Source organism: Planococcus sp. TJ-307 (assembly GCF_058268435.1).
Genome location: NZ_JBZDOJ010000002.1, coordinates 630,725 through 654,720, shown reverse-complemented (window position 1 = coordinate 654,720; position 23,996 = coordinate 630,725). Strand labels below are relative to the sequence as shown.

Genomic DNA, 23,996 nt, shown 5'->3' with positions numbered 1-23,996 from the left:
CTGTATGAGGGCGGTTTGGCCATTCCCCAGGAAAGGGGGTGGTAACATGACCATCACAGAATCTTTCGGTCTCGTTTTTACGAGCATCGGGTTAACGATCAGCGCTTTGACACTCGTCGTTTCCATGATTTTGGTCATAAACAAAAAAAAATAACCGTCCCATGTGGCGTGGAATGACGGTTATTTTTTAAGCCTGTATTCCAGCCAACCGCTCTCGTGGCGGCATACAGCTGGCCGAATGCTCACGCATTCGGTTTTTTACGTTATCTTTAGTATACTAAATCTGAATTATTTTGCAACCGCCTTATACCCAACCGCGCTCATAGGGCACAGGGGCCGTAATGTCGGCCTTTAGCTCTTTGGCAGCAGTGTATGCCCAATAAGGATCGCGAAGCAGTTCACGGGCAAGGAAGACCATATCTGCACGATTGTTTTGAAGAATTTCTTCTGCCTGCAATGCGCTGGTGATCAAACCAACTGCCCCAGTTGCTATGGGAGTGTGCGTTTTGATGGTTTCCGCAAAAGGCACCTGATAGCCAGGATAAACAGAAATTCTTGCAGGTACAACCGCACCAGAACTGACATCAATCAAATCGACGCCTTGCTGCTTCATCCATTGGCACATTTCTACGTAATCTTCAGGCGTCATGCCGCCTTCACTGTAATCGTGTGCGGAAATTCGGACAAACAGCGGGCCATTCCATACTTCATTGACGGCATCAATGACTTGCCCTAAAAGCCGGTAGCGGTTCTGTGCATTGCCGCCGTACTCGTCAGTGCGTTTGTTGGTTAACGGAGAGAGAAACTGATTAATTAAATAGCCGTGAGCTGCATGTAGTTCAATTACATCAAAACCGGCTTTCTTTGAACGGGTAGCCCCGTGTTTAAAAGCTTGGATTGTTTCTTCAATGTCCGCTGCAGACATTTCCTTAGGTGTTTTGTAACTTTCATCAAAGGCAATGGCACTTGCCGAATAGATCTCGCCATCGATTGTTGCCTTTCGTCCAGCATGGGCCAATTGAATCCCTGTTTTGGCTCCATTTTGTTTCATTAAACGGACGATCTCTGCCTGGCCATCAATATGGCTGTCTTCCCAAATGCCGAGATCTCTGGCTGAAATACGGCCCTGTGGCTGGACGGCAGTTGCTTCAGTTATAATTAGGCCGACGCCTCCAACCGCTCGAGTCGGATAATGGATACGGTGCCAGTCCATAACTTGGCCGTCTTCCTGATCACTTTGATACATGCACATCGGTGCCATGACGATGCGGTTTTTAAAACTGGTTTGTTTGATCTCGTAAGGTTCAAATAACTTCGCCATTCAACATCCTCCTTATAGGTATACACTTACAAAGTATACAGAAGAATTTATTTAAATTCTTTTCCAAGCTCTTTTGATCGTTCAGAAGCTCGTGTTACGCATTCGCCAATCGTTTCTTTAAAATGATTGTCTGCTAATGATTTCAGGCCTGCTGCAGTCGTTCCGTTCGGGCTCGTAACTTTCTGGCGCAGTTCAGCAAAATCTTCCTGCTGCAACATTTCAGCTGCTCCAGCAAAGGTTTGGCGGACAAGCTTTTTGGCATCTGCATTGGACAGGCCATTCGCTACGGCTGCTTCGGTCATTGCTTCCGCAAAATAATAAATATATGCCGGACCGCTGCCGGCAACGCCCGTAACAGCATGCAATTGTTCTTCCTCTACGACTGTTACGCTGCCGATTGAAGACAGCAAATCACGCAAATCGTGCTGCTGTTCTTTTGTTACGTGCTTGCTCCAAGCCACGCCTGTTGCGGACTTGCCAATTTTAGCCGATGTGTTTGGCATGGCCCGCGCTACTGGGAAGTTTCCTACATGCTTTTGAATTGTTTCGATAGAAACACCAGCTGCAACAGATAAGATGACGGTATTGCCAGTCAGCTTGTCTTTAATACCGCTTAGTGCAGCCTCCACATCTTTCGGCTTCATTGCCAGCAAGATAAAATGAGCATCTTTCAGCTCTGTTTTTTCTGCGCAAACAATATGAACACCATATTCGTCGCTTAAAAATTCCAAGCGGTCCTGATCAGACCGGTTCATGACCGATATTTCCTCCGGTTTCATAATTCGTTTATTGATCCAGCCATGAATCATGGACTCTGCCATCGATCCCGCACCTACACATACGATTTTCATGTTCATCACTCTCTTTCTTCAAATTAAAAAGCGCAATCATCCCTGTTTTTACAAGGACGAAAACGCTTTGCTTCCGCGGTACCACCTAAGTTTGCCATTAAGACACCACTCGATATCCATAACGCGGACAAACGGCCGTGTTTTCACGGCAGCTAAAAAAGAAGGTTCCACAAAGGAGAGGGGGTGCGCATTTCAGCAATAGCGACACTCTCTAAACACCGTCACTCCGTGTACTGGCCTTTTATCTTCGCTCACATATGTTATTGAATTATAGAGGATATCTCTATCTCTTGTCAAATGCCATTAAGGAGTGACGACATCCTGTTTTACCTGTATGATTGATGAATAGTGATTCAGTTAGAGGAGATGGTAGCTTGACTTTACATAAGATTATTATTCCAACGCCTTTTGCGGTTGGAAACGTCAATTCTTATTTATTAAAAGGGGATGTGCTGACGTTAATTGATGCTGGGCCTAAAACTCCGGAAGCTTGGTTGGCTATACAGGCAGGGCTTAAGGATGCTGGCGTGGAACCGGGAGATATTGAGCAAGTTGTGCTGACCCATCATCACCCGGATCACGCGGGGTGGGTAGATGGTTTTGAACATGCGAAATTGTATGGTCATCCATATAACGATCCATGGCTGCGCCGCGATCAAGCTTTTTTTGAAAATCATGATGCTTTTTATATGGAAAGGCTAAAAGAAGAAGGGGTGCCGGGGGATCTGGAATTTTGGGTCAAAAAAATGAAACGTCCCTTAAACTTGATGGGCAGCCGTCCGTTGGATATGGCCATTAATGAAGGCGACACTTTACCGGGCTATCCGGAATGGCAGGTTCTTGAAACACTTGGACATGCGCAGAGCCATCTGTCTTTTTGGAACAAAGAAACCGGGGAAATGATTGGCGGCGATCATGTGATTGCCAAAGTATCGTCCAACCCATTGATTGAACCCCCGCTTGATCCAGCACAAGGGCGTCCAAAGTCTCTTCTCCAATACAACGCGTCTCTCAGTCGGCTGCTGACCATGCCCATTGATGTCATTTACAGCGGACATGGGGAGGAAGTGCGCAATGTCCATGAACTGATTACTTCCCGTTTGGCCAAACAGCATCAACGTGCAATGAAAGCATATGGAATAATTGGTGAGGGGCAGTATACAGTTTATGAACTGACAAAAGAGTTGTTTTCCCATGCCTACGAAAAAGAATTGGGATTGACTTTGTCTGAAACGATTGGCCAGATTGATTACTTGCTGGAAGAAGGTTTAATTACAGAGCGTTTAGGAACTGACGGCATTTTCTACTATAATAAGCTGTAAACTTTTGGCTGATAATTGCAACTGCTTTGTACAACAGGTAAAATTATCTCGTCAGTGTTTTAACACACCACGAATATACAGGAAAAGGATTGGGTAACTTTGAAAAAATGGAGTTTATTTTTAGCCAGCGTGGTATTGCTTGCCGCATGTTCAAACGAAGAAGCCGAACCGACTGAACCAGAAGAGGCGGAAGAACCAGAATTGGCAGTAGAACAGCAAGGGATGACTGAAGAAGGATTTATTACACAAGTCAGCGGAGAAGATATTTTGGTCAACAGCATTTATTTCAGCATTCCGGAAGATGTCAATGTTCAGTTCAACGACGGTGCAGAAACAACGGATGGAGAAATTCGTGACATCCGAACAGGGATGAAAGTCAGCATGGATTACCAGGGGCCGCTTGCTGAATCTTTCCCTATGCAAGGAAAAGCAGAAACCATTACGATTTTGACAGATGAAGAATCTGTCAAACAGTCGGATGCACTTGAAGCGTTTATCAATCAAGAGCAATTGTCAAGACTGATCATGATGGGGCAGCCTATCGTTCGCGACAATGAAATTGGATTTTTGTTCAGCAACATGGAAACGGGCGACGTGTCTGAAGTTCGGATCGATCTGGATACGCATGAATATACAATTGGTGGAGAACCAAGTGAATAAAAAATGAGAAAGCGGCTCTGGCCGCTTTTTTTCATGAAAATTTCTGATTGTATCTCTTGCACTTGATAAAAATCCATGATATAGTTTGTATATTCATTTCAAACATTGCATAAAAATACATTGGAGGTTTTCATATTGAATAAAAAGATTGTACTCGCATACTCAGGTGGATTAGATACATCGGTGGCCATTCCGTGGCTGAAAGGACAAGGCTACGACGTCGTCGCTGTTTGCCTGGATATCGGGGAAGGCAAAGATTTAGATTTTATTAAACAAAAAGCGCTGCAAGTTGGAGCGGTTGAAAGTTACATGATTGATGCAAGAGACGAATTTGCAGAAGAATACGCGTTGATTTCATTGCAAGCCCATACGCTTTACGAGGGCAAATATCCATTGGTATCTGCTTTATCTCGTCCATTAATTTCAAAAAAATTGGTTGAAATTGCAGAAGCAACGGGTTCTACTGCTGTGGCACACGGCTGCACAGGAAAAGGCAACGATCAGGTCCGTTTTGAAGTTTCCATTAAATCATTAAACCCGAATCTTGAAGTGGTCGCGCCGGTGCGTGCTTGGGCTTGGTCACGTGACGAAGAAATTGCATATGCCAAAGAGCATAACATTCCGATTCCCGTCAATTTGGACAGCCCGTTCTCCATCGACCAAAACTTATGGGGCCGTGCCAACGAGTGTGGCGTATTAGAAGATCCTTGGGCAACGCCGCCTGAAGAAGCGTATGACATCACTTCTTCGTTGGAAAACACACCGAACACACCGGATATTGTTGAAATTGAATTCGTCAACGGTGTTCCGACGCAATTAAATGGTGTATCGTACTCATTCTCTAAACTTATTCTTGAACTCAACGAAATCGCCGGCAAACATGGTGTGGGAAGAATTGACCATATTGAAAACAGACTGGTCGGCATCAAATCCCGTGAAATTTACGAAGCTCCTGCCGCAATGACTTTGATTGCAGCGCACAAAGAGCTGGAAGACATCACGTTAGTAAAAGAAATGGCTCATTTCAAACCGGTTATTGAAAAGAAAATGACCGAATTAATTTATGAAGGTCTTTGGTTTTCTCCATTGCGCATCGCATTGGAAGCATTCCTGAAAGAAACACAAACCTTTGTCAACGGAACAGTTCGTGTCAAACTGTTTAAAGGACATGCGATTATTGAAGGGCGTAAGTCACCAAACTCACTTTACAGTGAGCAATTGGCAACTTATTCTACAGACGATACATTCAATCACGAATCTGCGGTTGGCTTTATCGAACTTTGGGGCCTTCCGACAGTTGTTAATGCCATGGTCAACAAAAAAGAAGTGGCAGTTCCTGAAGATTTGAAAGAGAAGGTGAAATCATGACCAAACTGTGGGGCGGCCGTTTTCAAAAATCGGCCGAGCAGTGGGTCGATGAGTTCGGTGCTTCAATTTCCTACGATCAAAAATTAGTAATGGAGGATCTGGAAGGCAGCACAGCGCATGTAAAAATGCTGGCCGCCTGCCAGATTCTTTCTGAAGAAGATGGCGCATTGATCTTGTCCGGTCTTGAAACGCTGAAACAAAAAGCGCAGAACGGCGATTTGGAATACAGTGTATCGAACGAAGACATCCACTTAAACTTGGAAAAACATTTAATCGATGAAATTGGTCCGGTTGGCGGCAAACTGCACACAGCCAGAAGCCGAAATGACCAAGTGGCTACAGACATGCATTTGTATTTGAAAAACCGCGTCCAAGAAATTATTGAAGCCATTACGGCTTTCCAGGATGCCATCGTGACTCAAGCAGAAGCCCATGTGGAAACGATTGTTCCAGGCTATACGCATCTTCAGCGTGCGCAGCCAATTTCATTCGGGCATCATTTGATGACTTATTTTTGGATGCTTCAACGCGACAAGGAACGGTTGACAGAATCGCTGAAACGCATTGATATTTCTCCGCTTGGCGCGGGGGCAATGTCAGGAACAACTTTCCCAATCGACCGTGAAATGTCCGCTGAGTTATTAGGCTTTTCAAGCGTTTACCAAAACAGTTTGGATGCTGTCAGTGATCGTGACTTTATTCTTGAATTTCTCAGCAATTCCTCCATGCTGATGATGCATCTGTCGCGTTTTGCTGAGGAAATCATCCTTTGGTCGAGCGAAGAGTTCCGTTTTATCGAACTCGATGATACCTTCTCGACAGGATCAAGCATCATGCCACAAAAGAAAAATCCGGATATGGCGGAATTAATCCGCGGCAAAACCGGACGCGTATACGGCAACTTGTTTGGTTTGCTGACGACGCTAAAAGGCCTGCCGCTTGCTTACAACAAAGACATGCAAGAAGACAAGGAAGGCATGTTTGACACTGTCCACACGTTAATGGGCTCATTGCCGATTTTCGAAGGCATGATCCGTACCATGACGGTTCGTACCGATTCCATGGAAAAAGCGGTGCATTCCGATTTCTCCAATGCGACGGAGTTGGCTGATTATTTAGCTGCTAAAGGCATGCCGTTCCGTGAAGCGCATGATGTGACCGGCAAACTGGTGTTTACGTGCATTCAGCGCGGCTATTTCTTAAAAGACTTGCCGCTCACTGATCTCCAGCAAGCGAGTCCACTGATCGATGAAGACATTTACACTACCTTAATGCCGAGAACGGCAGTAGAGCGAAGAAACTCACTGGGCGGCACAGGTTTTGAACAAGTACATCATCAATTGGGACTTGCCAAGCAACTCATCGGGTAAAAAGTCCATATGATAAAGCCGTAGGCGGTTGGTACCCGCGTTCGGTCGATAAAAGCCAATTTTCCTCTTCCCCTATGGAAAATTGGCTTTTATTTTTTTGTCTTTTTCCAGAATAGGACCGCTATTTTTTTCGGAAAAGCACCTGGTCTGTCCGCAAGACTGATTTATTTTGCAAATCGAAATATTCTCTTTCCAATAGTTGACAAGTTTTGCTAAAATAAAGAGAATCTTTCTTCGGTAAGGATTGTGCCTATCCAGTCTTCTGATTGCAAACGGTGCTCCAAGCGCTTGGAGCTGCGAATCGCTTGGATTGATGGCGATTTTTCACCTTGCACGAAAAGCAAAGCATACAAACATCAAACGGCAAGGAGTCAAAGAATATGCGTGTATTTTGGGAGTTGGGTTGGTTTTTTAAAGAACGCAAAAAGCAATACTTGCTTGGAATTTTCATGTTGCTGATTGTCGCATTTTTGGGTGTTTTGCCCCCGCGAATTATTGGATTTGTGGTCGATCGCATCAGCCAGGGAACTTTGACACCGGAATACTTGCTTCAGTGGCTGGGAATTTTGGCGGCGGCAGCAATTGTGATGTATGTGTTGAGGTATGCATGGCGGCTGATGATTTTCGGCTCATCTATTTTGCTGGCACGAAATTTGCGTGAGCGGCTGTTTCAGCATTTTACGCAAATGTCCCACGCCTTTTATCAAAAACGGCGCGTAGGCGATTTGATGGCACACGCCACGAATGATTTGCAGGCAGTCCAGCAAACAGCTGGTGCCGGGGTATTGACACTGGTCGATTCGATTGCGACAGGCGGCTTCGTCATTGCTGCAATGGCTATCACGATTGATTGGAAGTTGACCTTGATTGTCCTGCTGCCCATGCCGTTGATGGCTTATATGACAAATTACTATGGCAAACTAATGCACAAGCGCTTCCACGGAGCGCAACAGGCATTTTCTGGGTTGAACGACAAGACACAGGAAAGCATTTCAGGGATGAAAGTCATTAAAACCTTTGGACAGGAGCAACAAGATATTGAAGATTTCACCAAGATGTCGGAACGGGTTGTCGCTGAAAACATTCGGGTAGCGCGGGTTGATTCCCTATTTGACCCGACGATTTCGGCGATTATCGGTATTTGCTATTTCCTGACCATCAGCTTCGGCTCTTATTTTGTTGTCAACGGAGATATGACCATCGGCGATTTGGTTGCTTTTACGGCCTATCTTGGCTTGTTGGTATGGCCTATGCTGGCATTCGGCTGGCTGTTCAATATTGTGGAGCGTGGACGCGCGTCTTATGACCGTATCCGTTTGCTGCTGGCAGAACCGATTGACATCGACGACCGGAAAGATGCCATCGATGAGGATCCGGCGGGTGATTTGATTGTTTCGCTGGAACGCTTTCAATTTACTGGAGACCAGCGGGCAGCGCTCAAAGATGTTTACTTTACGGTGAAGCGCGGCGAAACGCTCGGGATAGTGGGCAAGACAGGTTCCGGGAAATCCGCGATTCTCCGTTTGCTGCTGCGTGAATTTGATAATTATGAGGGAACGATTCTGTTTGGTGGTTATTCGATAGACAGCTTTAAAAAGCAGCGGTTGCGTCAGGCAATTGGCTATGTCCCTCAAGACCATTTCTTGTTTTCCACAAGCATTGCTGGCAATATCGCATTTGCACGTCCAGATGCCGGCTTGGAAGAAGTTCAGCAAGCAGCTGCACTTGCCTATATTCATGAGGACATTGTCAATTTCACAGATGGCTATGCCACCATGGTCGGCGAACGCGGCGTGTCATTGTCAGGGGGACAAAAGCAGCGCATTTCCATTGCCCGGGCATTAATGACCAAGCCCGAATTGCTGATTTTGGATGACTCGTTGTCTGCTGTAGATGCTAAAACAGAAGAAGCGATTCTGGGAGCTTTGAAAAAAACGCGTACCGGAAAAACGACCATCATTACCTCTCATCGGTTGAGCGCTATCCAACATGCCCACCAAATTTTGGTGATGGACAATGGCACGGTGGCTGAAATCGGTTCACACGAAGAATTGATGAAGAAAAAAGGACGCTATTATGAAATGTATGAACTTCAGCAATTGGAAGCGCTCGTCGAACAGGGAGGTGAGGTGTAATGCTGGCAAAAAAAACTGAAAAACAGCAGGAATTGACTGGGCATGATCAATGGATTGTCTTTAAACGATTATTGAAATACTTAATGCCGCATAAAAAGATGCTGGTGTTGGCTATGGCATTGTTGATTTTGACAGTGCTGGGTGATGTGCTTGGCCCGTTGCTTATTAAAATATTCATAGATGACTATTTAACGCCTAGCAGTTTTCCTACAGGTCCGGTGGTCGGTTTAGCATTTGCCTATTTGTTTATCCAAACTTCCAATGTTGTCATCAGTTATTTTCAATTGCTGAAGTTTCAAGAAGCTGCTTTAAAGATTATCCAGCAGCTAAGAATTGATGTTTTCACAAAAGTTCAAGGGCTCGGCATGCGCTATTTTGATCAAACACCAGCAGGCGGCATTGTGTCACGTGTCACCAATGACACAGAAGCCATCAAAGAAATGTTTGTTACCGTACTGATTGGTTTTATTCAAAGTGCATTTCTGGTTGTTGGAGTTTACATCGCCATGTTTTTCTTGAATTTCCGCTTGGCGCTGATTACGTTGATCCTGTTGCCGATTCTTGGCTGGATCATTTATTTGTACCGTAAATACAGCTCGGTCTTTTACCAGGATTTGCGGGAGCGTCTGGGACAATTAAATGCTAAGCTTTCCGAATCTGTTCAAGGGATGGGCATGATCCAGGCTTTCGGCCAAGAAACACGCTTGAAAGATGAATTTAACAAGATCAATGACAAGCATTGGCAAGCTGGAAAGCGCAACATCAAAATCGATGGCTTGCTGCTGCGGCCTGCAATCGATCTTGTCTACGCTTTGGCATTGATTATGCTGTTGAGTTATTTTGGCATTACTTCATTTTCGAATACGGTAGAAGTTGGCGTCATTTATGCATTTGTGACGTATATTGATCGATTTTTTGAACCGATCAATCAAGTGATGCAGCGTTTGTCTATTTTTCAACAAGCCATTGTCGCTGCATCCCGGGTTTTTCAACTATTGGATGAACCTGAAAAAACGCCACAGCAGTCCAATTCATTGGCGAAGGTAGAAGAAGGAAAAATTGAATTTCGTGATGTCAGTTTTTCATATGATGGCCAAACGGACGTGCTAAAAAATATTTCATTTACTGCTTGGCCGGGGCAGACGATCGCCTTGGTGGGGCATACGGGAAGCGGTAAAAGTTCCATTATCAATTTGCTGATGCGCTTTTATGAGTTCAACATAGGAGAAATACTGATCGATGGTGTGTCAGTGAAAGAGTATGAAGCAGCTGAGCTCCGAAGCAAGATGGGGCTTGTACTGCAAGATCCATTCCTGTTTTATGGCACGATTGAAAGTAATATTCGTCTTTTTGATCAAACCATTCCGGAAAAAGTGGTTCGCGAAGCAGCAGAATTTGTGCAAGCTCATCGCTTTATCGAAGCATTGCCGGAAGGGTACAACCAAAAAGTAACTGAGCGCGGCTCGACGTTTTCAAGCGGCCAGCGTCAGTTGGTGGCTTTTGCCAGAACCATGGCAACCGATCCAAAGATTTTGGTGTTGGATGAAGCGACGGCCAATATTGATACGGAAACGGAAATAGGCATCCAGTCGAGCCTTGAGCGCATGCGTCTCGGCCGAACGACCATTGCCATCGCGCACAGACTCAGCACCATTCAGGAAGCAGAATTGATTTTGGTACTCCACCACGGAGAAATTGTAGAGCGGGGCTCGCACCAACAATTGCTTCAGCACCAAGGTTTGTACCATAAAATGTACTTGCTGCAAAATGGCATCGTTCAATAAGGAAAAGAACAGCTTAGGCTGTTCTTTTTTATGTGAAAATAGAATCGGATAGATAAAATGGTTGTAAAAAATTTCAATGTAACAAACTACATAAGGATATATTAAAAAAGTTCAAAACCAGAAACAAGAAGAAATACATCTAAAAAGATAAATAGCAAATAAGAAACACGAAATTCGCTTTTTGAATAGAGAGTGTTGAAGGAGTAGCAGAGACAAATTAATACTGGATGCTTTCACCTCAGTGTATTTGTCCACAAAGATTTCACAGACATAGGGGCGGTGTTTCATGTGAAAATTTGGTAAGATGGGGAGAGTACAGGAAGGAGAATAACCAGTGGCATCAGATATAAATCTATTTTTGGCTTTTGGAGCCGGTTTTTTGAGTTTTATTTCGCCATGTACGCTACCTTTGTATCCCGCATTTTTATCTTATATAACAGGTATGACCATGGATGAAATTAAAAATGATAAAAAAGTTATGCAACGACGTGGCATGTTCCATACACTGTTTTTCTTATTAGGTTTTTCAACCATTTTTATTGCACTTGGATTTAGTACATCTTTTTTCTACGAATGGTTTATTCGCTATGATGAACTGATCCGTCAAGTAGGTGCCATTTTTATTGTCTTGTTCGGTTTGATGATCGTTGGTGTTTTTACGCCGAAGTTCCTCATGCAGGACCGTAAATTTTCGTTTAAAAATCGTCCGTCCGGCTTTTTGGGTACATTTGTTATCGGTTTGGCTTTCGCAGCTGGCTGGACACCTTGTACTGGCCCGATAACTGCAGCAATTTATGCCCTTGCAGCGGCCAATCCAGGTTCGGGCATTTGGTATATGTTGGCGTACGTTCTCGGCTTTGCAATTCCATTTTTTGTCCTGTCATTTTTCGTGGCACGTATGGGTTGGCTGCGCAAGCACAATCAAAAAATTATGAAGGCTGGCGGCTATGTTATGATTGGAGTCGGCATCCTGTTGTTTTTTGATGGCATGACCTATATAATCCGTGTCCTGAGCCCATTCTTTGGTGATTTCCAAGGATTTTAAATTGACTTGAAGCAGGTGACAAAATGGAAACCATTTCTAAGATAGAAGAATACCAATCAAAAATTGGTCAAGAGCAGTCGTTTCTGCTTTTTGTAAAAACCGATAATTGCTCAGTCTGTGAAGGGTTGCGTCCTCAGGTCGAAGCTTTTGAAGCGGATTACAAGCTGCCATTTTACTTAGTAAATGCTGCAGAAATATCGGAGTTGGCAGGGCAGCTGATGCTTTTTACAGCACCTGTTGTCCTGTTGTTCCGGCAAGGCAAAGAAATTCACCGCTTTGCGCGGTTTGTGCCGATCGAAGAATTGCGCCGCAGATTGGATAGTTTGGAGGGGAGTTTACATGTTTGATCAAATTCCCGCTGAAGTTTATCTAGTCGTTTCAACTGTCGGTGCGTTCGTGATGGGTTTGTTGGCCATGATTGTCCGATCAAAATCTGCTAAAAAGCCAGCTTCGGTCAAAAAGATTATTTTGCCGCCATTTTTTATGTCGACCGGCGCCTTAATGTTTATTTTTCCTTTTTTTCGAGTTGCCCCTTTGCAGATTTTCGAGGCGCTGGCCGTTGGTATCCTGTTTTCAACAGTATTAATCTGGACTTCCAAATTCGAAGTCCGCAATGGCGATATTTATTTAAAACAATCTAAAGCATTTGTCTTTATCTTATTCGGTCTGTTGCTGGTGCGTGTTCTCGCCAAAGTGGTCTTAAGTTCGAGCATTGACATCGGTGAGTTGGCAGGCATGTTTTGGATCTTGGCATTTGGCATGCTTTGGCCATGGCGTCTTTCCATGTTGTGGCAATACAAAAAAATTGCAGCAAAAGATAAAAACGCGATTCCCACATAAGGGAATCGCGTTTTTTACTGTTCAAAATACTGTTCGTACGGGCGGACATCGATTTCCATTTCCGCCAATTTCTTTCTCAAAAATTTATGATCGCGTTTTGGCGTTGCTAAAATATACCCTCGAATGATGTGTTCCAGTTTCATCTTTTTGACTTTTTCTTCAAGCATAACCTGGCCGATTCTTCCGGCAATTTTCTGTTTCGCTACCGGACGGAATAAGTCAGGAACCGGCTGCACCAACTCATTTAACATGGCTTTTTCTTCATCGCCCCATAAATGGATGGTTTTGTCGACATAATATTCTTCCCAGTTTAAATCTGAAAGGCCATCTTCTTTCGGCATAGACTTCAGGAACTTTCTGAACATGAAATATCCCCCAATGGCGAAAAGCCCCACCAGCACGACTACCCAAAATAGGATAAACCATAAAAACCAGCCACTCAGTTCCATATTGTTTCACCTCGTTTTTCCATTACTTCTATTATAGAAGGGTTTGAAAAGAAATTCATTAAAAATGTATCTCTTTTTTCCATCTGTGTCTATATAGCGAATGAAAGGAGGTGAGGAACATGGCCTTTAGTGATTTTAAGAACGCCAGTATTCGGTGCACATACGACAATGGCTTGGATGCCAGCGGCAAAGTAAAGAGAAAAGTTAAATCGTACCAAAACGTCAAAGAAACTGCAGCAGCAGATGAAATCTTCGAAACCGCTGCTATTTTGACGAATCTCGGAACCAAAACATTGATGGATGTTGAAAAACAATCTGCAATGACGATTTACCAATAATTCATTTAAGGAGGAATAACGAATGGCGAAAACATTGGAGCTCATATTCACGACAATCGCAGGGAAAGACGTCACATTAAGCGTGGACGAACCGCGTGACAATGTCACAGAGGCGGAATTGCTGGCAGGAATGCAGTCTATTATTGCGCAGAACGTTTTCGAAGTAGAAGGTTCACCACTTGGTACGGCGAAAGGTGCACGAATTGTCGAGCGAAATATTGTGGAGTACGAAGTATAAGCAAGAAGCTCTCCTGATTCGGGAGAGCTTTTTCTTTAGAAAGAGGTGAAAACAATGGCAGAGTGGATGCAATGGATTCAGGAACTGGGTTTCCCCATTTTTGTGTCTTTTTATTTGATGCATCGTGTGGAAACAAAGTTGGTCGCTATTCATGACGCATTGCTTACGTTAAAGCTGTCCTGACTTCACAAAATCGTGACAATGGCGGTTTATCATGTATTGTGCAGTTTCTTCACTTTCGCTATGATAAGAAGGATGAAAGAGTGGAGGCAATCTCATGCGATTTTTTTATTTATCCGTGCTGCTAAGTCTTGTCCTGTTTTTAGGAGCATGCGGCAGTTCTTCAATAGAAGATTTTTCTTATACCGATCACCGGGGAGAGCCGGTATCTTTAGAAGATTTAAAAGGAACGCCATGGCTCGCAACTTTTGTTTTTACAAATTGCGAAACGGTTTGTCCGCCGATGACATTCAATTTAAGCGGAATCCAGGAAGAGTTCGAAGCTGAGGGCTTAGAAGATTACAAGATTGTGGCCTTCAGTGTGGATCCAACGATCGATACGCCGGAAACCATGCAGGAATATTTAGCGCAATATTCGGTTCCGGATGAATCCAAATGGCATTTGCTTACGGGCTATACACAGCCGGAGATATCGGAATTTGCGAAAGACAATTTTAATTCTTTTGTACGGGACGATCCGGAGAGTGACCAGGTCATTCATGGAACCGCCTTTTACTTAGTGGATCAAGACGGAGTGGTTGTAAATAATTACGACGGTTTTGAAAATGTGCCGGTTGAAGATATAAAAAACGATTTGCGCGAATTAATTGAAGAAATGTAAAAAACCGGTCATAGACCGGTTTTTTCTTTGCCTAAAAGATCTCTGATTTCGATAAGGATTTCCTGAGTTTTATCCAAAACTTCTGGTTCTTCTTCGGCAGGCACGTCTTTTTTTCGTTTTATATTGGTGAAAATGCGGATAACTAGGAAGATCGAGAAAGCAATGATGAAAAAGTCGATAATCGACTGTATAAATAGTCCGTAATTCAACACCACATTATTGAACGTATAGCTCCAATTTGCGACACTGATTCCTCCGACCAATACTCCGATTAAAGGCATAATAATGTCCTGAACTAACGAAGTTACTATTTTTCCAAAAGCTGTTCCAATCACAACCGCCACCGCAAGGTCAATGACGTTTCCTTTTAAAGCAAATTTCTTAAAATCTTCCCACATATGTTTCACCTCCTGCATTTAAAGCTTAATTTTATCAGAAGCCTCCTGAATAATACAGGTGACTGCAAAATTTTAGCAAAGCGAGCGATCTGTGGGGAAACGGCAACGATAAGGAAGATATGCTACACTGAAACAAATGACAAATTAGGTGTGAAAAATGATGAAAAAGAAAATACCCAAAAAATACAAGCGCCAATTAGGCTGTCTCGTACTGTTGGTGCCAGCGGCGATTGTCGCTGCAACACTCGGTGCGATTGTTTACATGTTGTTTAATTCGGCAGTGGTAGTAGATACGCTCAAGGAAGCCCCAAGCCGCATCATTGAAATGGATGTGCCGGAAGAAAACATTCCGCTTTATCAGGAAGCAGCAGATGCCTACAGCATTCCCTGGACCTTGCTGGCAGCACACCACCGGATTGAAACCAGGTTTTCCACAATGGATCCGTTATTGTCGCCAGTCGGGGCAGAAGGGCACCTTCAGTTTATGCCCTGTACCTTTGTCGGTTGGAGCCATCCCACATGTTCAGGAAAAGGGCAAGGCGAAATTAGCGAAGAAGACAAAACCAATCTTGATGTGATTGCTTACTACGGGGGCTATGGAGTGGATGGAAATGGGGACGGCATTGCGGATCCTTATAATCTTACAGATTCCTTGTACAGCGCAGCCAATTATTTGTCGCAGAATGGAGCAGCAGAAGGCGATTTAGAAAACGCCATTTTCCAATACAACCACAGCGAAGAATATGTCGCGGATGTGCTTCATTACTACAATATGTACGAAGAAGAATATAATTAAACGCAAAAAAAGAGAGTGGACAATTGTCCACTCTTCTTTTAATTAAGATCTGCTTTTTTTGCGCATAGATCCCATGATTAAGCTAAGTACGAATACGAAGATTAAGGCACCAATTAATGCTGGGATAATAGCTACGTCCCAAATAACTGGACCTAGATCTCCAAGAATTAATCCACCTAACCAAGCACCAACAATACCTGCGATGATGTTACCGATAATGCCGCCCGGTACGTCTTTACCTAAAATCATTCCAGCGATCCATCCGATGATACCGCCCATGATAAGGAATAAAATAAATCCCATTTTTTCCAGCTCCTTTAGAATAATGTATAATTGCTACACTCTAGGTATAACCGGATTCAGGACATTTGAAACATAAAAAGTAAAAAAGATTATAAAACTTGTGCGCCCAAGGTTGTAGAGAAGTGGCGCAAAGCCCATTCGTGCCCGGCTGGATCGAAGCTGGCGACACCATTTTCATGAACAAAAATTTTATATCCTTTGTTGTAAGCATCCACTGCTGTGTGCAATACACATATGTCTGTACAGACCCCAACCAGATGAATTTCTTCTATATTGCGCTCTTGCAGCAGCAACTCCAGATTGGTGCCGGCAAATGCGCTGTATCTTGTTTTGTCCATCCAGATGATGCGGTCTGCATTGGCTTTATAGACGTCTGCCAAGCGGCCATATAATTCTCGCCCAGCAGTTCCTTCTATATTGTGCGGAGGAAAGAGTTTGGCTTCCGGATGGAATGCATTGGTTTTGTCATGCAAATCAACCGGCATAATGACAAGTTCTTTTTCTGTCAAGAAATCCTCCGTCAGCTGGCATATTGTTTCTTCAATAGCCTGTCCGGGCTTTCCACAGGTTAAAGCACCCTCGTCTGCTACAAAATCCAACGTATAATCGACAACCAATAATGCCTTTTTCATCTTATCCTCTCCAATCTTTTTCATTAATTATAAACCAAAAGCCATCAAAAGAAACAAAGCTTGCCACAAACTTTAGTTTTCAGTATAATCAGACTACAAAGAGGGAAGGGGTGGTCCTGATGCAATACGAAAATGTTGAAAAGCTAAATCGGCAGGCAACAATCTTTGTTGTTGTGCATACTTTGCTTATTTTAAATTTTGCTTTGGATTTCGGTTTCTTCCTATGATCGTATACAAAAATAACCTATCCCAACATCGTGGGATAGGTTATTTTAATGTGTGCCCCGTTTTAAGCGGACCAAGGAATCCTTGAGAATTCGGGATGCAGAGTCAAGTGAAACACCTAATATTTCCTGAATCTCCTCCAGGTTTTTATGTTCTACTGAATAAAGATAATACACATAAGCAAAACGAATATCGCCCGAGCGCATCGGCATGCCGACAAAAGAGGAAAGTGCCTCTGTATAGTCGGATAACGAACCCATCTGAAACATCGTATATTCATTTTTTACTTTAGATGACAAGAGATAAGGCGTTCCACGGAAAACCGCACGTTCGATCCCATCGAGCATAACGGAAATCTCTTTGTCGGTGAATTCGAGAATACACTGGTAGCCATCCTTTTTTTCAACGGCCAACCTCAATTTTCCGCTGCGGTCATCAAAATTGTCAATATCGATTGTTACCATATCGCGGAGGCGAAGTCCGCGCAAGTAAAGAATATAAAGAATCTTGGCATTCAAGGATAACTGATCTGCTTCAAGTACGGCATCCTTTTTCTTTAGCAAATCCTCGTAGTCCAAGTAGATATCGGATGGCGTCAAATCCAGTTTTCTGCTGAATTTAAATTTGGGCATGAAATCATTTGGAATGCGCCCGATCTGCCACATATAATCGAACCATCTTCTAATATAAATCAGCTTACGGTTTAAGGTGCTGTCTTTAATGCCGGACTCATGCTGATCCATCAAAAACTGTTGAATGTCAGAGGGGCGAATATCATGCGGTTCGACCGGTTTTTTATACGTATGCCTAAGAAAAGCGAAAAGCGAGCGGATTAATTGGACTTCATGGACGACCGTATTGGGACTAATGCCGTTGTCCAGCCGAAATTTCTCGTAACCATAAGGCATTCTGCGTCACCTCTTCTTCAGGGATTTCCTTAATTATACCATTCATTCATGCAAATAGAACGTGTTTTCCCTTATGCAGCGCGGCTTCAGCTTGACTGCTGATTTATTAGTAATAGGCAATATCTATAAAAACAGAGCTGTTCAAATGTATATAATTCATTCAGATTAGGGTATGTTAATAAAGATAGGCAAACAGATGAAACGAAGGTGGAACCCATTATGTTTAAAGAAGACAATGCAAAAATCAGAAACCAGGTTCTTCAGGCAGTGGAGGGGATGACTGATGAAAAACTAAACCAAAAACCATCACCAGAAGAATGGTCACCTATGCAGATTTTAGATCATATGCAACTTATGGAAAACACAGTTGCAAAAGGCGTATCCTACGAGTTAACAAAAGAAACAAGCGAAAAAGCCATGAAAAAGCCAATCGCATTGACTGTCAGCCGTTCGTTCAAAGTAAAAGCGCCAAAGCATGTCAAACCGACCGAAGAATTTGTCACGCTCGAGGAAATGAAAAAACGGTTAAATGCATCGCATAATTTCCTGTATGAAGTATATGCACAGGCAAACTCAGAGCGGCTTCACGAGAAATCAATGGCTCATCCGGTGTTTGGCAAATTGCCGCTGGTCCAGTGGTTTCCATTTGTTGGCCTTCATGAAAAACGGCATTTCAAGCAATTGGAAGAAACCTTAAGCAAACTCGATTGATTTAAAAGAAAGTCATTCGAAAAACTTATCACATTATATAATTTTAATGTAATTTACTTATGCTCATGCTTTCGGTATGATGGAAGAGGAGAAAAGCGCTGTCACGAGCCTTTTCAGAAGATTCAAAGGAGGAACACACACATGGCAAAGAGCAGTTTGCACAACAGCCGCACTTCTTTTGAGCTAAATGGCAAAACGTATAACTATTATCGTTTGGCTGCATTAGAAGAAGCAGGGATCGCTAAAGTATCACGCCTTCCTTATTCAGTAAAAGTTCTATTAGAATCTGTATTGCGTCAGCACGACGGATACGTTATCAAAGATGAGCACGTTGAAGAATTAGCAAAATGGGGCAAAGATGCCAACAAAGAAGCAGAAGTTCCATTCAAGCCTTCACGCGTTATTCTTCAGGATTTCACGGGTGTACCCGTAGTCGTTGATTTGGCTGCACTTCGTTCAGCAATGGCTGAAATGGGTGGAGACCCGAACAAAATCAACCCTGAAATTCCAGTGGATCTTGTAATTGACCACTCGGTTCAAGTTGATAACTACGGCACACAAGATGCACTTCGCATCAACATGGAGCTTGAGTTTGACCGCAATGCGGAGCGTTACCAGTTCCTTAGCTGGGCTCAAAAAGCTTATGACAACTACCGTGCAGTTCCACCAGCAACAGGTATTGTTCACCAAGTTAACCTTGAGTACTTAGCAAATGTTGTCCATGCAGTTGAAAATGCTGATGGCACATTTGAAACATTCCCTGATACATTGGTCGGAACAGATTCACATACGACAATGATCAACGGAATCGGCGTTCTTGGATGGGGTGTTGGCGGCATTGAAGCGGAAGCTGGCATGCTTGGACAGCCTTCTTACTTCCCAATTCCGGAAGTTATCGGCGTGAAAATGACTGGCGAACTTCCAAACGGCGCGACTGCGACTGATTTGGCGTTAAAAGTCACTCAAACTTTGCGTAAAAAAGGCGTAGTTGGCAAATTCGTTGAGTTCTTCGGACCTGGCGTTACCACATTGCCGCTTGCTGACCGTGCAACAATTGCCAACATGGCTCCAGAATACGGCGCAACTTGCGGATTCTTCCCAGTTGACGAAGAAGCGCTTGACTATATGCGTTTGACTGCACGTGATGCAGAACAAATCGCTGTAACGAAAAAGTATTTGCAGGAAAACAACATGTTCTTCAAAGTTGAAAACGAAGATCCAATCTACACAGACCTTGTGGAAATCGATCTTTCTGAGATTGAGCCAAACCTTGCTGGACCAAAACGTCCACAGGATTTGATTCCGTTGTCTCAAATGAAGCCTGAGTTCAACAAAGCTGTAACAGGTGAAGAAGGACCACACGGCTTTGCACTTGATGCAGCTGAAATTGCTAAAACAGCAACAGTCAACTTCAAAAACGGCAAAACGGCCGAAATGAAAACTGGTGCACTGGCAATTGCCGCCATCACATCTTGTACAAACACTTCTAACCCATACGTAATGCTTGGTGCTGGACTAGTAGCGAAAAAAGCAGTTGAAAAAGGATTGACTCCGCCTGCTTACGTGAAAACGTCATTGGCTCCAGGTTCGAAAGTTGTTACAGGCTACTTGAACGATTCAGGCTTGTTAGACTACATGAACCAAATTGGCTTTAACTTGGTCGGCTACGGCTGTACTACATGTATCGGTAACTCAGGTCCATTGCTTCCTGAAATCGAAGAAGCGATTTTGGACAATGATTTGCTGGTTTCATCTGTATTGTCAGGTAACCGTAACTTTGAAGGACGCATCCATCCGCTTGTAAAAGCGAACTACTTGGCTTCTCCAATGCTGGTTGTTGCTTATGCACTTGCTGGAACAGTGGACATCGACTTCGCAGTTGAACCAATCGGTACAGACAAAGAAGGCAAAGACGTATTCTTTAAAGACATCTGGCCTTCAACTGAAGAAATCAAAAAAGTAGTTAAAGACACGGTTACTCCAGAATTGTTCCGTAAAGAGTACGAGCATGTATTCAACGAGAACGAAGCTTGGAATGCAATCGAAACTAACGACGATTCATTGTATGAGTTTGATGCGTCATCAACTTATATTCAAAACCCGCCGTTCTTTGAAGGTCTTTCAAAAGAACCGGCTCCAATCCAGCCATTAGCTGGCCTTCGTGTCGTTGCAAAATTTGCAGATTCGATCACGACTGACCACATTTCACCAGCTGGTGCGATCGGCAAAGATACACCAGCAGGCTTGTACCTTCGTGCAAACGGCGTCGAGCCGCGTAATTTCAACTCTTACGGATCTCGTCGTGGTAACCACGAAGTCATGATGCGCGGAACATTCGCCAACATTCGTATCCGTAACCAAGTAGCTCCAGGAACAACTGGCGGTTACACCACTTACTGGCCAACGGGCGAAACAATGGCAATTTACGATGCAGCCATGAAATATCAGGAACAGGGCACAGGACTTGTGGTCTTAACTGGTAAAGATTACGGCATGGGCTCTTCACGCGACTGGGCGGCTAAAGGGACATTCCTTCTTGGCATCAAAACAGTCATCGCTGAAAGCTATGAGCGTATTCACCGCTCAAACCTTGTGATGATGGGCGTTCTGCCATTGCAGTTCGTGAACGGCGAAAGTGCAGATTCACTTGGCTTGACTGGACACGAAACCATCAGCGTCAACTTGTCTGACGACGTGAAACCACGCGACGTCTTGACGGTTACAGCAACTGCTGAAGACGGTAAAGTGACTGAGTTTAAAGTATTGGCACGTTTCGATTCCGAAGTGGAAGTGGATTATTTCCGCCACGGAGGCATCCTGCAAATGGTGCTCCGCAACAAATTGCTGGAAGTATAAGAAAAGCGAAAGCGCCCAAAAGCAGAAGCTAACCTAAGAGCGCGACTTCCTGTCGCAACGGTTAGCTGACCCGCATCCTGCAGCCCCTCGACGGGTATAAGACACACTGGCGAAGTGGCGTTTCTTCAGCCACACAGTCAGGGTGGCTTATGACCCTAGAATCTGGGCGCTGGAGTCTGGACAATAAGTTTTAGCTGAAAGTTAAAAAGGCTGCCGGGAAATTTCCCGGCAGCCTTTTCTACTATATTAAGAAGAAATTTCTTGTATACTGGTAAAGAGGTGAAATGGACATGTACATCAGTGAAAAAGAAATTGAAATCCGTTACGCAGAAACCGATCAAATGGGTGTTGTTTATCATGCCAACTACATCATTTGGCTGGAAATCGGGCGCACCAAGCTGATTGAAGACTTAGGATTCACCTATGCGGGCATGGAAAAGGATGGTTACTTGTCACCTGTAACCGATATTTCCATTCAATATAAAGCCGTTCTTCGGTACGGGCAAAAAGCTTTTGTCCGGACTTGGGTGGAAGAGCATGGACGATTGCGGACCAAGTATGGCTATGAGGTTGTTCATGAAGACGGCACCATTGCCGCAACTGCGATTTCCGAACACGTTGTGGTCAAAAAAGATACATTCCGTCCGGTTTCCATCAAGAAAATTTACCCGGAATGGCATGACAAATACGAAGAAATCAAAAAGCAGGCACCCGATGGCGTTCGGAATTAAGCGAGACGAGCTGGAACGCTGGAAACAAGGAGTCACTGATGGCCAGATATCTTTTTTAACCCATTATTGGGTGGACGATCGATTTCCGGGATGCAGCACGGTCACAAAAGTGGGCTGCTGTGACCTCGACAAACTTGAAAGTTGGGGCAAGCAATACGGATTGCAACGCGAATGGATGGATTTGCGGGGGAATTATCCGCATTATGACTTGTTCGGTGATCGCCAGCAGTCGATTTTACAGCGTGAAGGACATTTAGAACAACTGAATAAATTACAAAATAAAAAAGCATGAATAGCTCATGCTTTTTTATTTTGCGTATGAATAATCAAGTTCGTGCAATTCATCGTTGACGCTGACTTGAAGATTATGCCCATCAAAATACCAGACGTCGCTTTGTTCAATAAAATAAGTGACTTGATCTTGTTGAACTTGGACAGCCATTTCATGCGGCTGATCTTTGGTTACGCCGAGTGAAAATCCCGGCTGAAGCTTGCTGGAGCCACCGTAGCGGACGAAAAAACGTACAGCTTCTCCGGGCGCCACTTCCATTTCTTTCTTAAACCAATTGAGTGCGTCGTCACTGATGGTGATCTTCATATCACACGTCCCTCCACTGGAATTACCAGTTGATTTTAGGCTCTGTTCCTGCGCGTATGCGTGCAATATTGGCACGGTGGCGGAAAATGATGAACAATGCCAAAATGTAGATGACAATCATAAACAGGTAGTCGCCGGTGAAAATTGCGTAAATGGTCGTATAAATGATCGCCACAATCGATAAGATGATTGATGATAACGATACCATTTTAGTGATCTTCAATGCAATCAACAGCACTATGACCGCCATGACAAATAATGGCCATTGGTAGCCGAGCAAGATGCCGCCAGAAGTGGCAACGGCTTTCCCGCCTTTGAATTTGGCAAAGACCGGATAAATGTGTCCGATCACTGCGATGACACCAAACACCAGTGGGTGGATATCTGTTGCCATGTAAAGTGGAATCAGTGTTGCAGCTGTTCCTTTAAGAATGTCTAGCAAAGTAACCGCAATCCCGGCTTTTTTGCCGAGCGTCCGAAAAGTATTGGTAGCACCAAGATTGCCACTGCCTTTTGTGCGGATATCGGTGTTGTAAAAAAGTTTCCCAACCCAAAGGGCAGACGGAATCGAGCCAAGCAGGTATGCGAGTAAAATGGGAAGCAGTATAGTCATCATGGACTCCTTTAAAACAAGCTTATTTTTGTAGTATCAGTTTACCATGACTGAAGTTCTTTAAACAATAGCTGCCGGATTATTCAACAGGCAGGACAAAATCGTGTATGATAGAATAAAAAGGACAGGTGATCCTCTTGAACAATCCAAGCCGCAAAGAAATTAAAAACATACTTGATCATGCAAAAACGATTGCTGTGATCGGCCTCAGCCCGAACCCAAGCCGCACTTCCTATATGGTATCCGAAGCGATGCAACGGGCCGGCTACCGCATCATTCCGGTCAATCCTCAGGCAGAAACTGTTTTGGGTGAAAAAAGTTATGGTTCTTTGAGCGACATTCCAGAAAAAGTGGATATCGTCAACGTCTTCAGACGCAGTGAGTTTTTAGAGGATATAGCCGATGAGTTCACAAAAATCGAATGTCCTGTATTTTGGACACAATTAAATGTAGTTGATGAAAACGTATTTAATCGGCTGACTGATGCTGGATATACAGTCATCATGGACCGTTGCATCAAAGTGGAACACGCCATCCTGAAATAAGGCATTATCGCTAAGGGCGCCCAGCGCTCTTTTTCTATGAAGTTTGACAGATGGCAAGGAAATAGAATACGATAAAGAGAGATTAATATGCGAACGAATGTTCGTTGGAGGGAATTAG

The 23,996-nt window shown here is 43.9% G+C and carries 28 protein-coding genes; 19 read left to right on the top strand and 9 right to left on the bottom strand.

The window, feature by feature from the left end:
- Positions 1–304: 304 nt before the first annotated feature.
- Both namA and proC read right to left on the bottom strand, forming a co-directional pair.
- On the bottom strand, positions 305–1,321 hold the full coding sequence (gene namA, locus AC4EHK_RS09600) for an NADPH dehydrogenase NamA (protein ID WP_490978574.1): 1,017 nt from the start codon (positions 1,319–1,321) through the stop codon (positions 305–307).
- 47 nt (positions 1,322–1,368) lie between these two features.
- Positions 1,369–2,178 (bottom strand): pyrroline-5-carboxylate reductase, encoded by an 810-nt coding sequence (gene proC, locus AC4EHK_RS09595; RefSeq protein WP_490978573.1) that lies wholly within the window; start codon positions 2,176–2,178, stop codon positions 1,369–1,371.
- Between the two features lie 368 nt (positions 2,179–2,546).
- Here proC and AC4EHK_RS09590 point away from each other — a divergent pair, with 368 nt between their 5' ends.
- The 9 genes from AC4EHK_RS09590 to AC4EHK_RS09550 all read left to right on the top strand — a co-directional run bounded on the left by AC4EHK_RS09590 (position 2,547) and on the right by AC4EHK_RS09550 (position 12,696).
- Positions 2,547–3,494 carry an MBL fold metallo-hydrolase gene (locus AC4EHK_RS09590; RefSeq protein ID WP_490978572.1) on the top strand — a complete coding sequence of 316 codons (948 nt, stop codon included), beginning with the start codon at positions 2,547–2,549 and terminating at the stop codon, positions 3,492–3,494.
- 99 nt (positions 3,495–3,593) lie between these two features.
- Entirely contained in the window at positions 3,594–4,154 is a 561-nt protein-coding gene (locus tag AC4EHK_RS09585) for a DUF3221 domain-containing protein (RefSeq protein ID WP_490978571.1), read from the top strand.
- A gap of 132 nt (positions 4,155–4,286) precedes the next feature.
- On the top strand, positions 4,287–5,522 hold the full coding sequence (locus tag AC4EHK_RS09580) for an argininosuccinate synthase (protein ID WP_490978954.1): 1,236 nt from the start codon (positions 4,287–4,289) through the stop codon (positions 5,520–5,522).
- Complete coding sequence (gene argH / locus AC4EHK_RS09575) at positions 5,519–6,892, top strand: argininosuccinate lyase (RefSeq protein WP_490978570.1); 1,374 nt, start codon at positions 5,519–5,521, stop codon at positions 6,890–6,892. The genes AC4EHK_RS09580 and argH overlap by 4 nt, the downstream gene beginning before the upstream one ends.
- 380 nt (positions 6,893–7,272) lie before the next feature.
- Positions 7,273–9,027, top strand: coding sequence for an ABC transporter ATP-binding protein (locus tag AC4EHK_RS09570; protein WP_490978569.1), 1,755 nt, complete (start codon positions 7,273–7,275; stop codon positions 9,025–9,027).
- The gene (locus AC4EHK_RS09565) at positions 9,027–10,811 is read left to right on the top strand and encodes an ABC transporter ATP-binding protein (RefSeq protein ID WP_490978568.1); all 1,785 of its coding nucleotides are present in this window, start codon (positions 9,027–9,029) and stop codon (positions 10,809–10,811) included. The genes AC4EHK_RS09570 and AC4EHK_RS09565 overlap by 1 nt, the downstream gene beginning before the upstream one ends.
- Before the next feature lie 334 nt (positions 10,812–11,145).
- Positions 11,146–11,856, top strand: coding sequence for a cytochrome c biogenesis CcdA family protein (locus tag AC4EHK_RS09560; RefSeq protein WP_490978567.1), 711 nt, complete (start codon positions 11,146–11,148; stop codon positions 11,854–11,856).
- A gap of 23 nt (positions 11,857–11,879) precedes the next feature.
- On the top strand, positions 11,880–12,203 hold the full coding sequence (locus AC4EHK_RS09555; RefSeq protein WP_490978566.1) for a thioredoxin family protein: 324 nt from the start codon (positions 11,880–11,882) through the stop codon (positions 12,201–12,203).
- On the top strand, positions 12,196–12,696 hold the full coding sequence (locus tag AC4EHK_RS09550) for a CcdC family protein (protein ID WP_490978565.1): 501 nt from the start codon (positions 12,196–12,198) through the stop codon (positions 12,694–12,696). The genes AC4EHK_RS09555 and AC4EHK_RS09550 overlap by 8 nt, the downstream gene beginning before the upstream one ends.
- 14 nt (positions 12,697–12,710) lie before the next feature.
- On the opposite strand, the gene AC4EHK_RS09545 is transcribed toward AC4EHK_RS09550, so the two are convergent.
- The gene (locus tag AC4EHK_RS09545; RefSeq protein WP_142827912.1) at positions 12,711–13,145 is read right to left on the bottom strand and encodes a DUF2621 domain-containing protein; all 435 of its coding nucleotides are present in this window, start codon (positions 13,143–13,145) and stop codon (positions 12,711–12,713) included.
- A 119-nt stretch (positions 13,146–13,264) separates the two neighbouring features.
- Between AC4EHK_RS09545 and AC4EHK_RS09540 the strand changes: the two genes are divergently transcribed.
- From AC4EHK_RS09540 to AC4EHK_RS09525, 4 genes are all read left to right on the top strand, one after another.
- Positions 13,265–13,483, top strand: coding sequence for a DUF1659 domain-containing protein (locus AC4EHK_RS09540; RefSeq protein WP_490978564.1), 219 nt, complete (start codon positions 13,265–13,267; stop codon positions 13,481–13,483).
- Positions 13,484–13,505: 22 nt separating this feature from the next.
- Positions 13,506–13,721 carry a DUF2922 domain-containing protein gene (locus tag AC4EHK_RS09535; protein WP_490978563.1) on the top strand — a complete coding sequence of 72 codons (216 nt, stop codon included), beginning with the start codon at positions 13,506–13,508 and terminating at the stop codon, positions 13,719–13,721.
- A 54-nt stretch (positions 13,722–13,775) separates the two neighbouring features.
- Complete coding sequence (locus AC4EHK_RS09530) at positions 13,776–13,904, top strand: YvrJ family protein (protein WP_142827916.1); 129 nt, start codon at positions 13,776–13,778, stop codon at positions 13,902–13,904.
- A gap of 94 nt (positions 13,905–13,998) precedes the next feature.
- Entirely contained in the window at positions 13,999–14,562 is a 564-nt protein-coding gene (locus tag AC4EHK_RS09525) for an SCO family protein (RefSeq protein ID WP_490978562.1), read from the top strand.
- A gap of 8 nt (positions 14,563–14,570) precedes the next feature.
- Here AC4EHK_RS09525 and mscL read toward each other — a convergent pair whose 3' ends face one another.
- Positions 14,571–14,960 (bottom strand): large conductance mechanosensitive channel protein MscL, encoded by a 390-nt coding sequence (gene mscL, locus AC4EHK_RS09520; RefSeq protein ID WP_490978561.1) that lies wholly within the window; start codon positions 14,958–14,960, stop codon positions 14,571–14,573.
- Positions 14,961–15,117: 157 nt separating this feature from the next.
- Between mscL and AC4EHK_RS09515 the strand changes: the two genes are divergently transcribed.
- On the top strand, positions 15,118–15,756 hold the full coding sequence (locus tag AC4EHK_RS09515) for a lytic transglycosylase domain-containing protein (protein ID WP_490978560.1): 639 nt from the start codon (positions 15,118–15,120) through the stop codon (positions 15,754–15,756).
- Positions 15,757–15,798: 42 nt separating this feature from the next.
- Here AC4EHK_RS09515 and AC4EHK_RS09510 read toward each other — a convergent pair whose 3' ends face one another.
- From AC4EHK_RS09510 to AC4EHK_RS09500, 3 genes are all read right to left on the bottom strand, one after another.
- Positions 15,799–16,059 carry a GlsB/YeaQ/YmgE family stress response membrane protein gene (locus tag AC4EHK_RS09510; RefSeq protein ID WP_490978559.1) on the bottom strand — a complete coding sequence of 87 codons (261 nt, stop codon included), beginning with the start codon at positions 16,057–16,059 and terminating at the stop codon, positions 15,799–15,801.
- Positions 16,060–16,148: 89 nt separating this feature from the next.
- Positions 16,149–16,691 carry a cysteine hydrolase family protein gene (locus AC4EHK_RS09505; RefSeq protein WP_490978558.1) on the bottom strand — a complete coding sequence of 181 codons (543 nt, stop codon included), beginning with the start codon at positions 16,689–16,691 and terminating at the stop codon, positions 16,149–16,151.
- 272 nt (positions 16,692–16,963) lie between these two features.
- Positions 16,964–17,824, bottom strand: a complete 861-nt coding sequence (locus tag AC4EHK_RS09500; RefSeq protein WP_490978557.1) for a tyrosine-type recombinase/integrase — start codon at positions 17,822–17,824, stop codon at positions 16,964–16,966.
- A gap of 219 nt (positions 17,825–18,043) precedes the next feature.
- On the opposite strand from AC4EHK_RS09500, the gene AC4EHK_RS09495 reads away from it, so the two are divergent.
- From AC4EHK_RS09495 to AC4EHK_RS09480, 4 genes are all read left to right on the top strand, one after another.
- Positions 18,044–18,535 carry a DinB family protein gene (locus tag AC4EHK_RS09495; protein ID WP_490978556.1) on the top strand — a complete coding sequence of 164 codons (492 nt, stop codon included), beginning with the start codon at positions 18,044–18,046 and terminating at the stop codon, positions 18,533–18,535.
- A 141-nt stretch (positions 18,536–18,676) separates the two neighbouring features.
- The gene (gene acnA, locus AC4EHK_RS09490) at positions 18,677–21,391 is read left to right on the top strand and encodes an aconitate hydratase AcnA (RefSeq protein WP_490978555.1); all 2,715 of its coding nucleotides are present in this window, start codon (positions 18,677–18,679) and stop codon (positions 21,389–21,391) included.
- A 290-nt stretch (positions 21,392–21,681) separates the two neighbouring features.
- Positions 21,682–22,122 carry an acyl-CoA thioesterase gene (locus tag AC4EHK_RS09485; RefSeq protein ID WP_490978554.1) on the top strand — a complete coding sequence of 147 codons (441 nt, stop codon included), beginning with the start codon at positions 21,682–21,684 and terminating at the stop codon, positions 22,120–22,122.
- Positions 22,106–22,414 carry a hypothetical protein gene (locus tag AC4EHK_RS09480; RefSeq protein WP_490978553.1) on the top strand — a complete coding sequence of 103 codons (309 nt, stop codon included), beginning with the start codon at positions 22,106–22,108 and terminating at the stop codon, positions 22,412–22,414. Before AC4EHK_RS09485 ends, AC4EHK_RS09480 begins: the two co-directional genes overlap by 17 nt.
- A gap of 15 nt (positions 22,415–22,429) precedes the next feature.
- Here the strand turns inward: AC4EHK_RS09480 and AC4EHK_RS09475 are convergent, their stop codons facing one another.
- Together AC4EHK_RS09475 and plsY are read right to left on the bottom strand one after the other, a co-directional pair.
- A complete protein-coding gene (locus tag AC4EHK_RS09475) occupies positions 22,430–22,720 on the bottom strand; it encodes a HesB/YadR/YfhF family protein (protein ID WP_490978552.1) in 291 nt (96 codons plus the stop codon).
- A gap of 22 nt (positions 22,721–22,742) precedes the next feature.
- The gene (gene plsY, locus AC4EHK_RS09470; RefSeq protein WP_490978551.1) at positions 22,743–23,333 is read right to left on the bottom strand and encodes a glycerol-3-phosphate 1-O-acyltransferase PlsY; all 591 of its coding nucleotides are present in this window, start codon (positions 23,331–23,333) and stop codon (positions 22,743–22,745) included.
- Positions 23,334–23,464: 131 nt separating this feature from the next.
- Between plsY and AC4EHK_RS09465 the strand changes: the two genes are divergently transcribed.
- A complete protein-coding gene (locus AC4EHK_RS09465) occupies positions 23,465–23,878 on the top strand; it encodes a CoA-binding protein (protein WP_490978953.1) in 414 nt (137 codons plus the stop codon).
- The last annotated feature ends 118 nt before the right edge of the window (positions 23,879–23,996 follow it).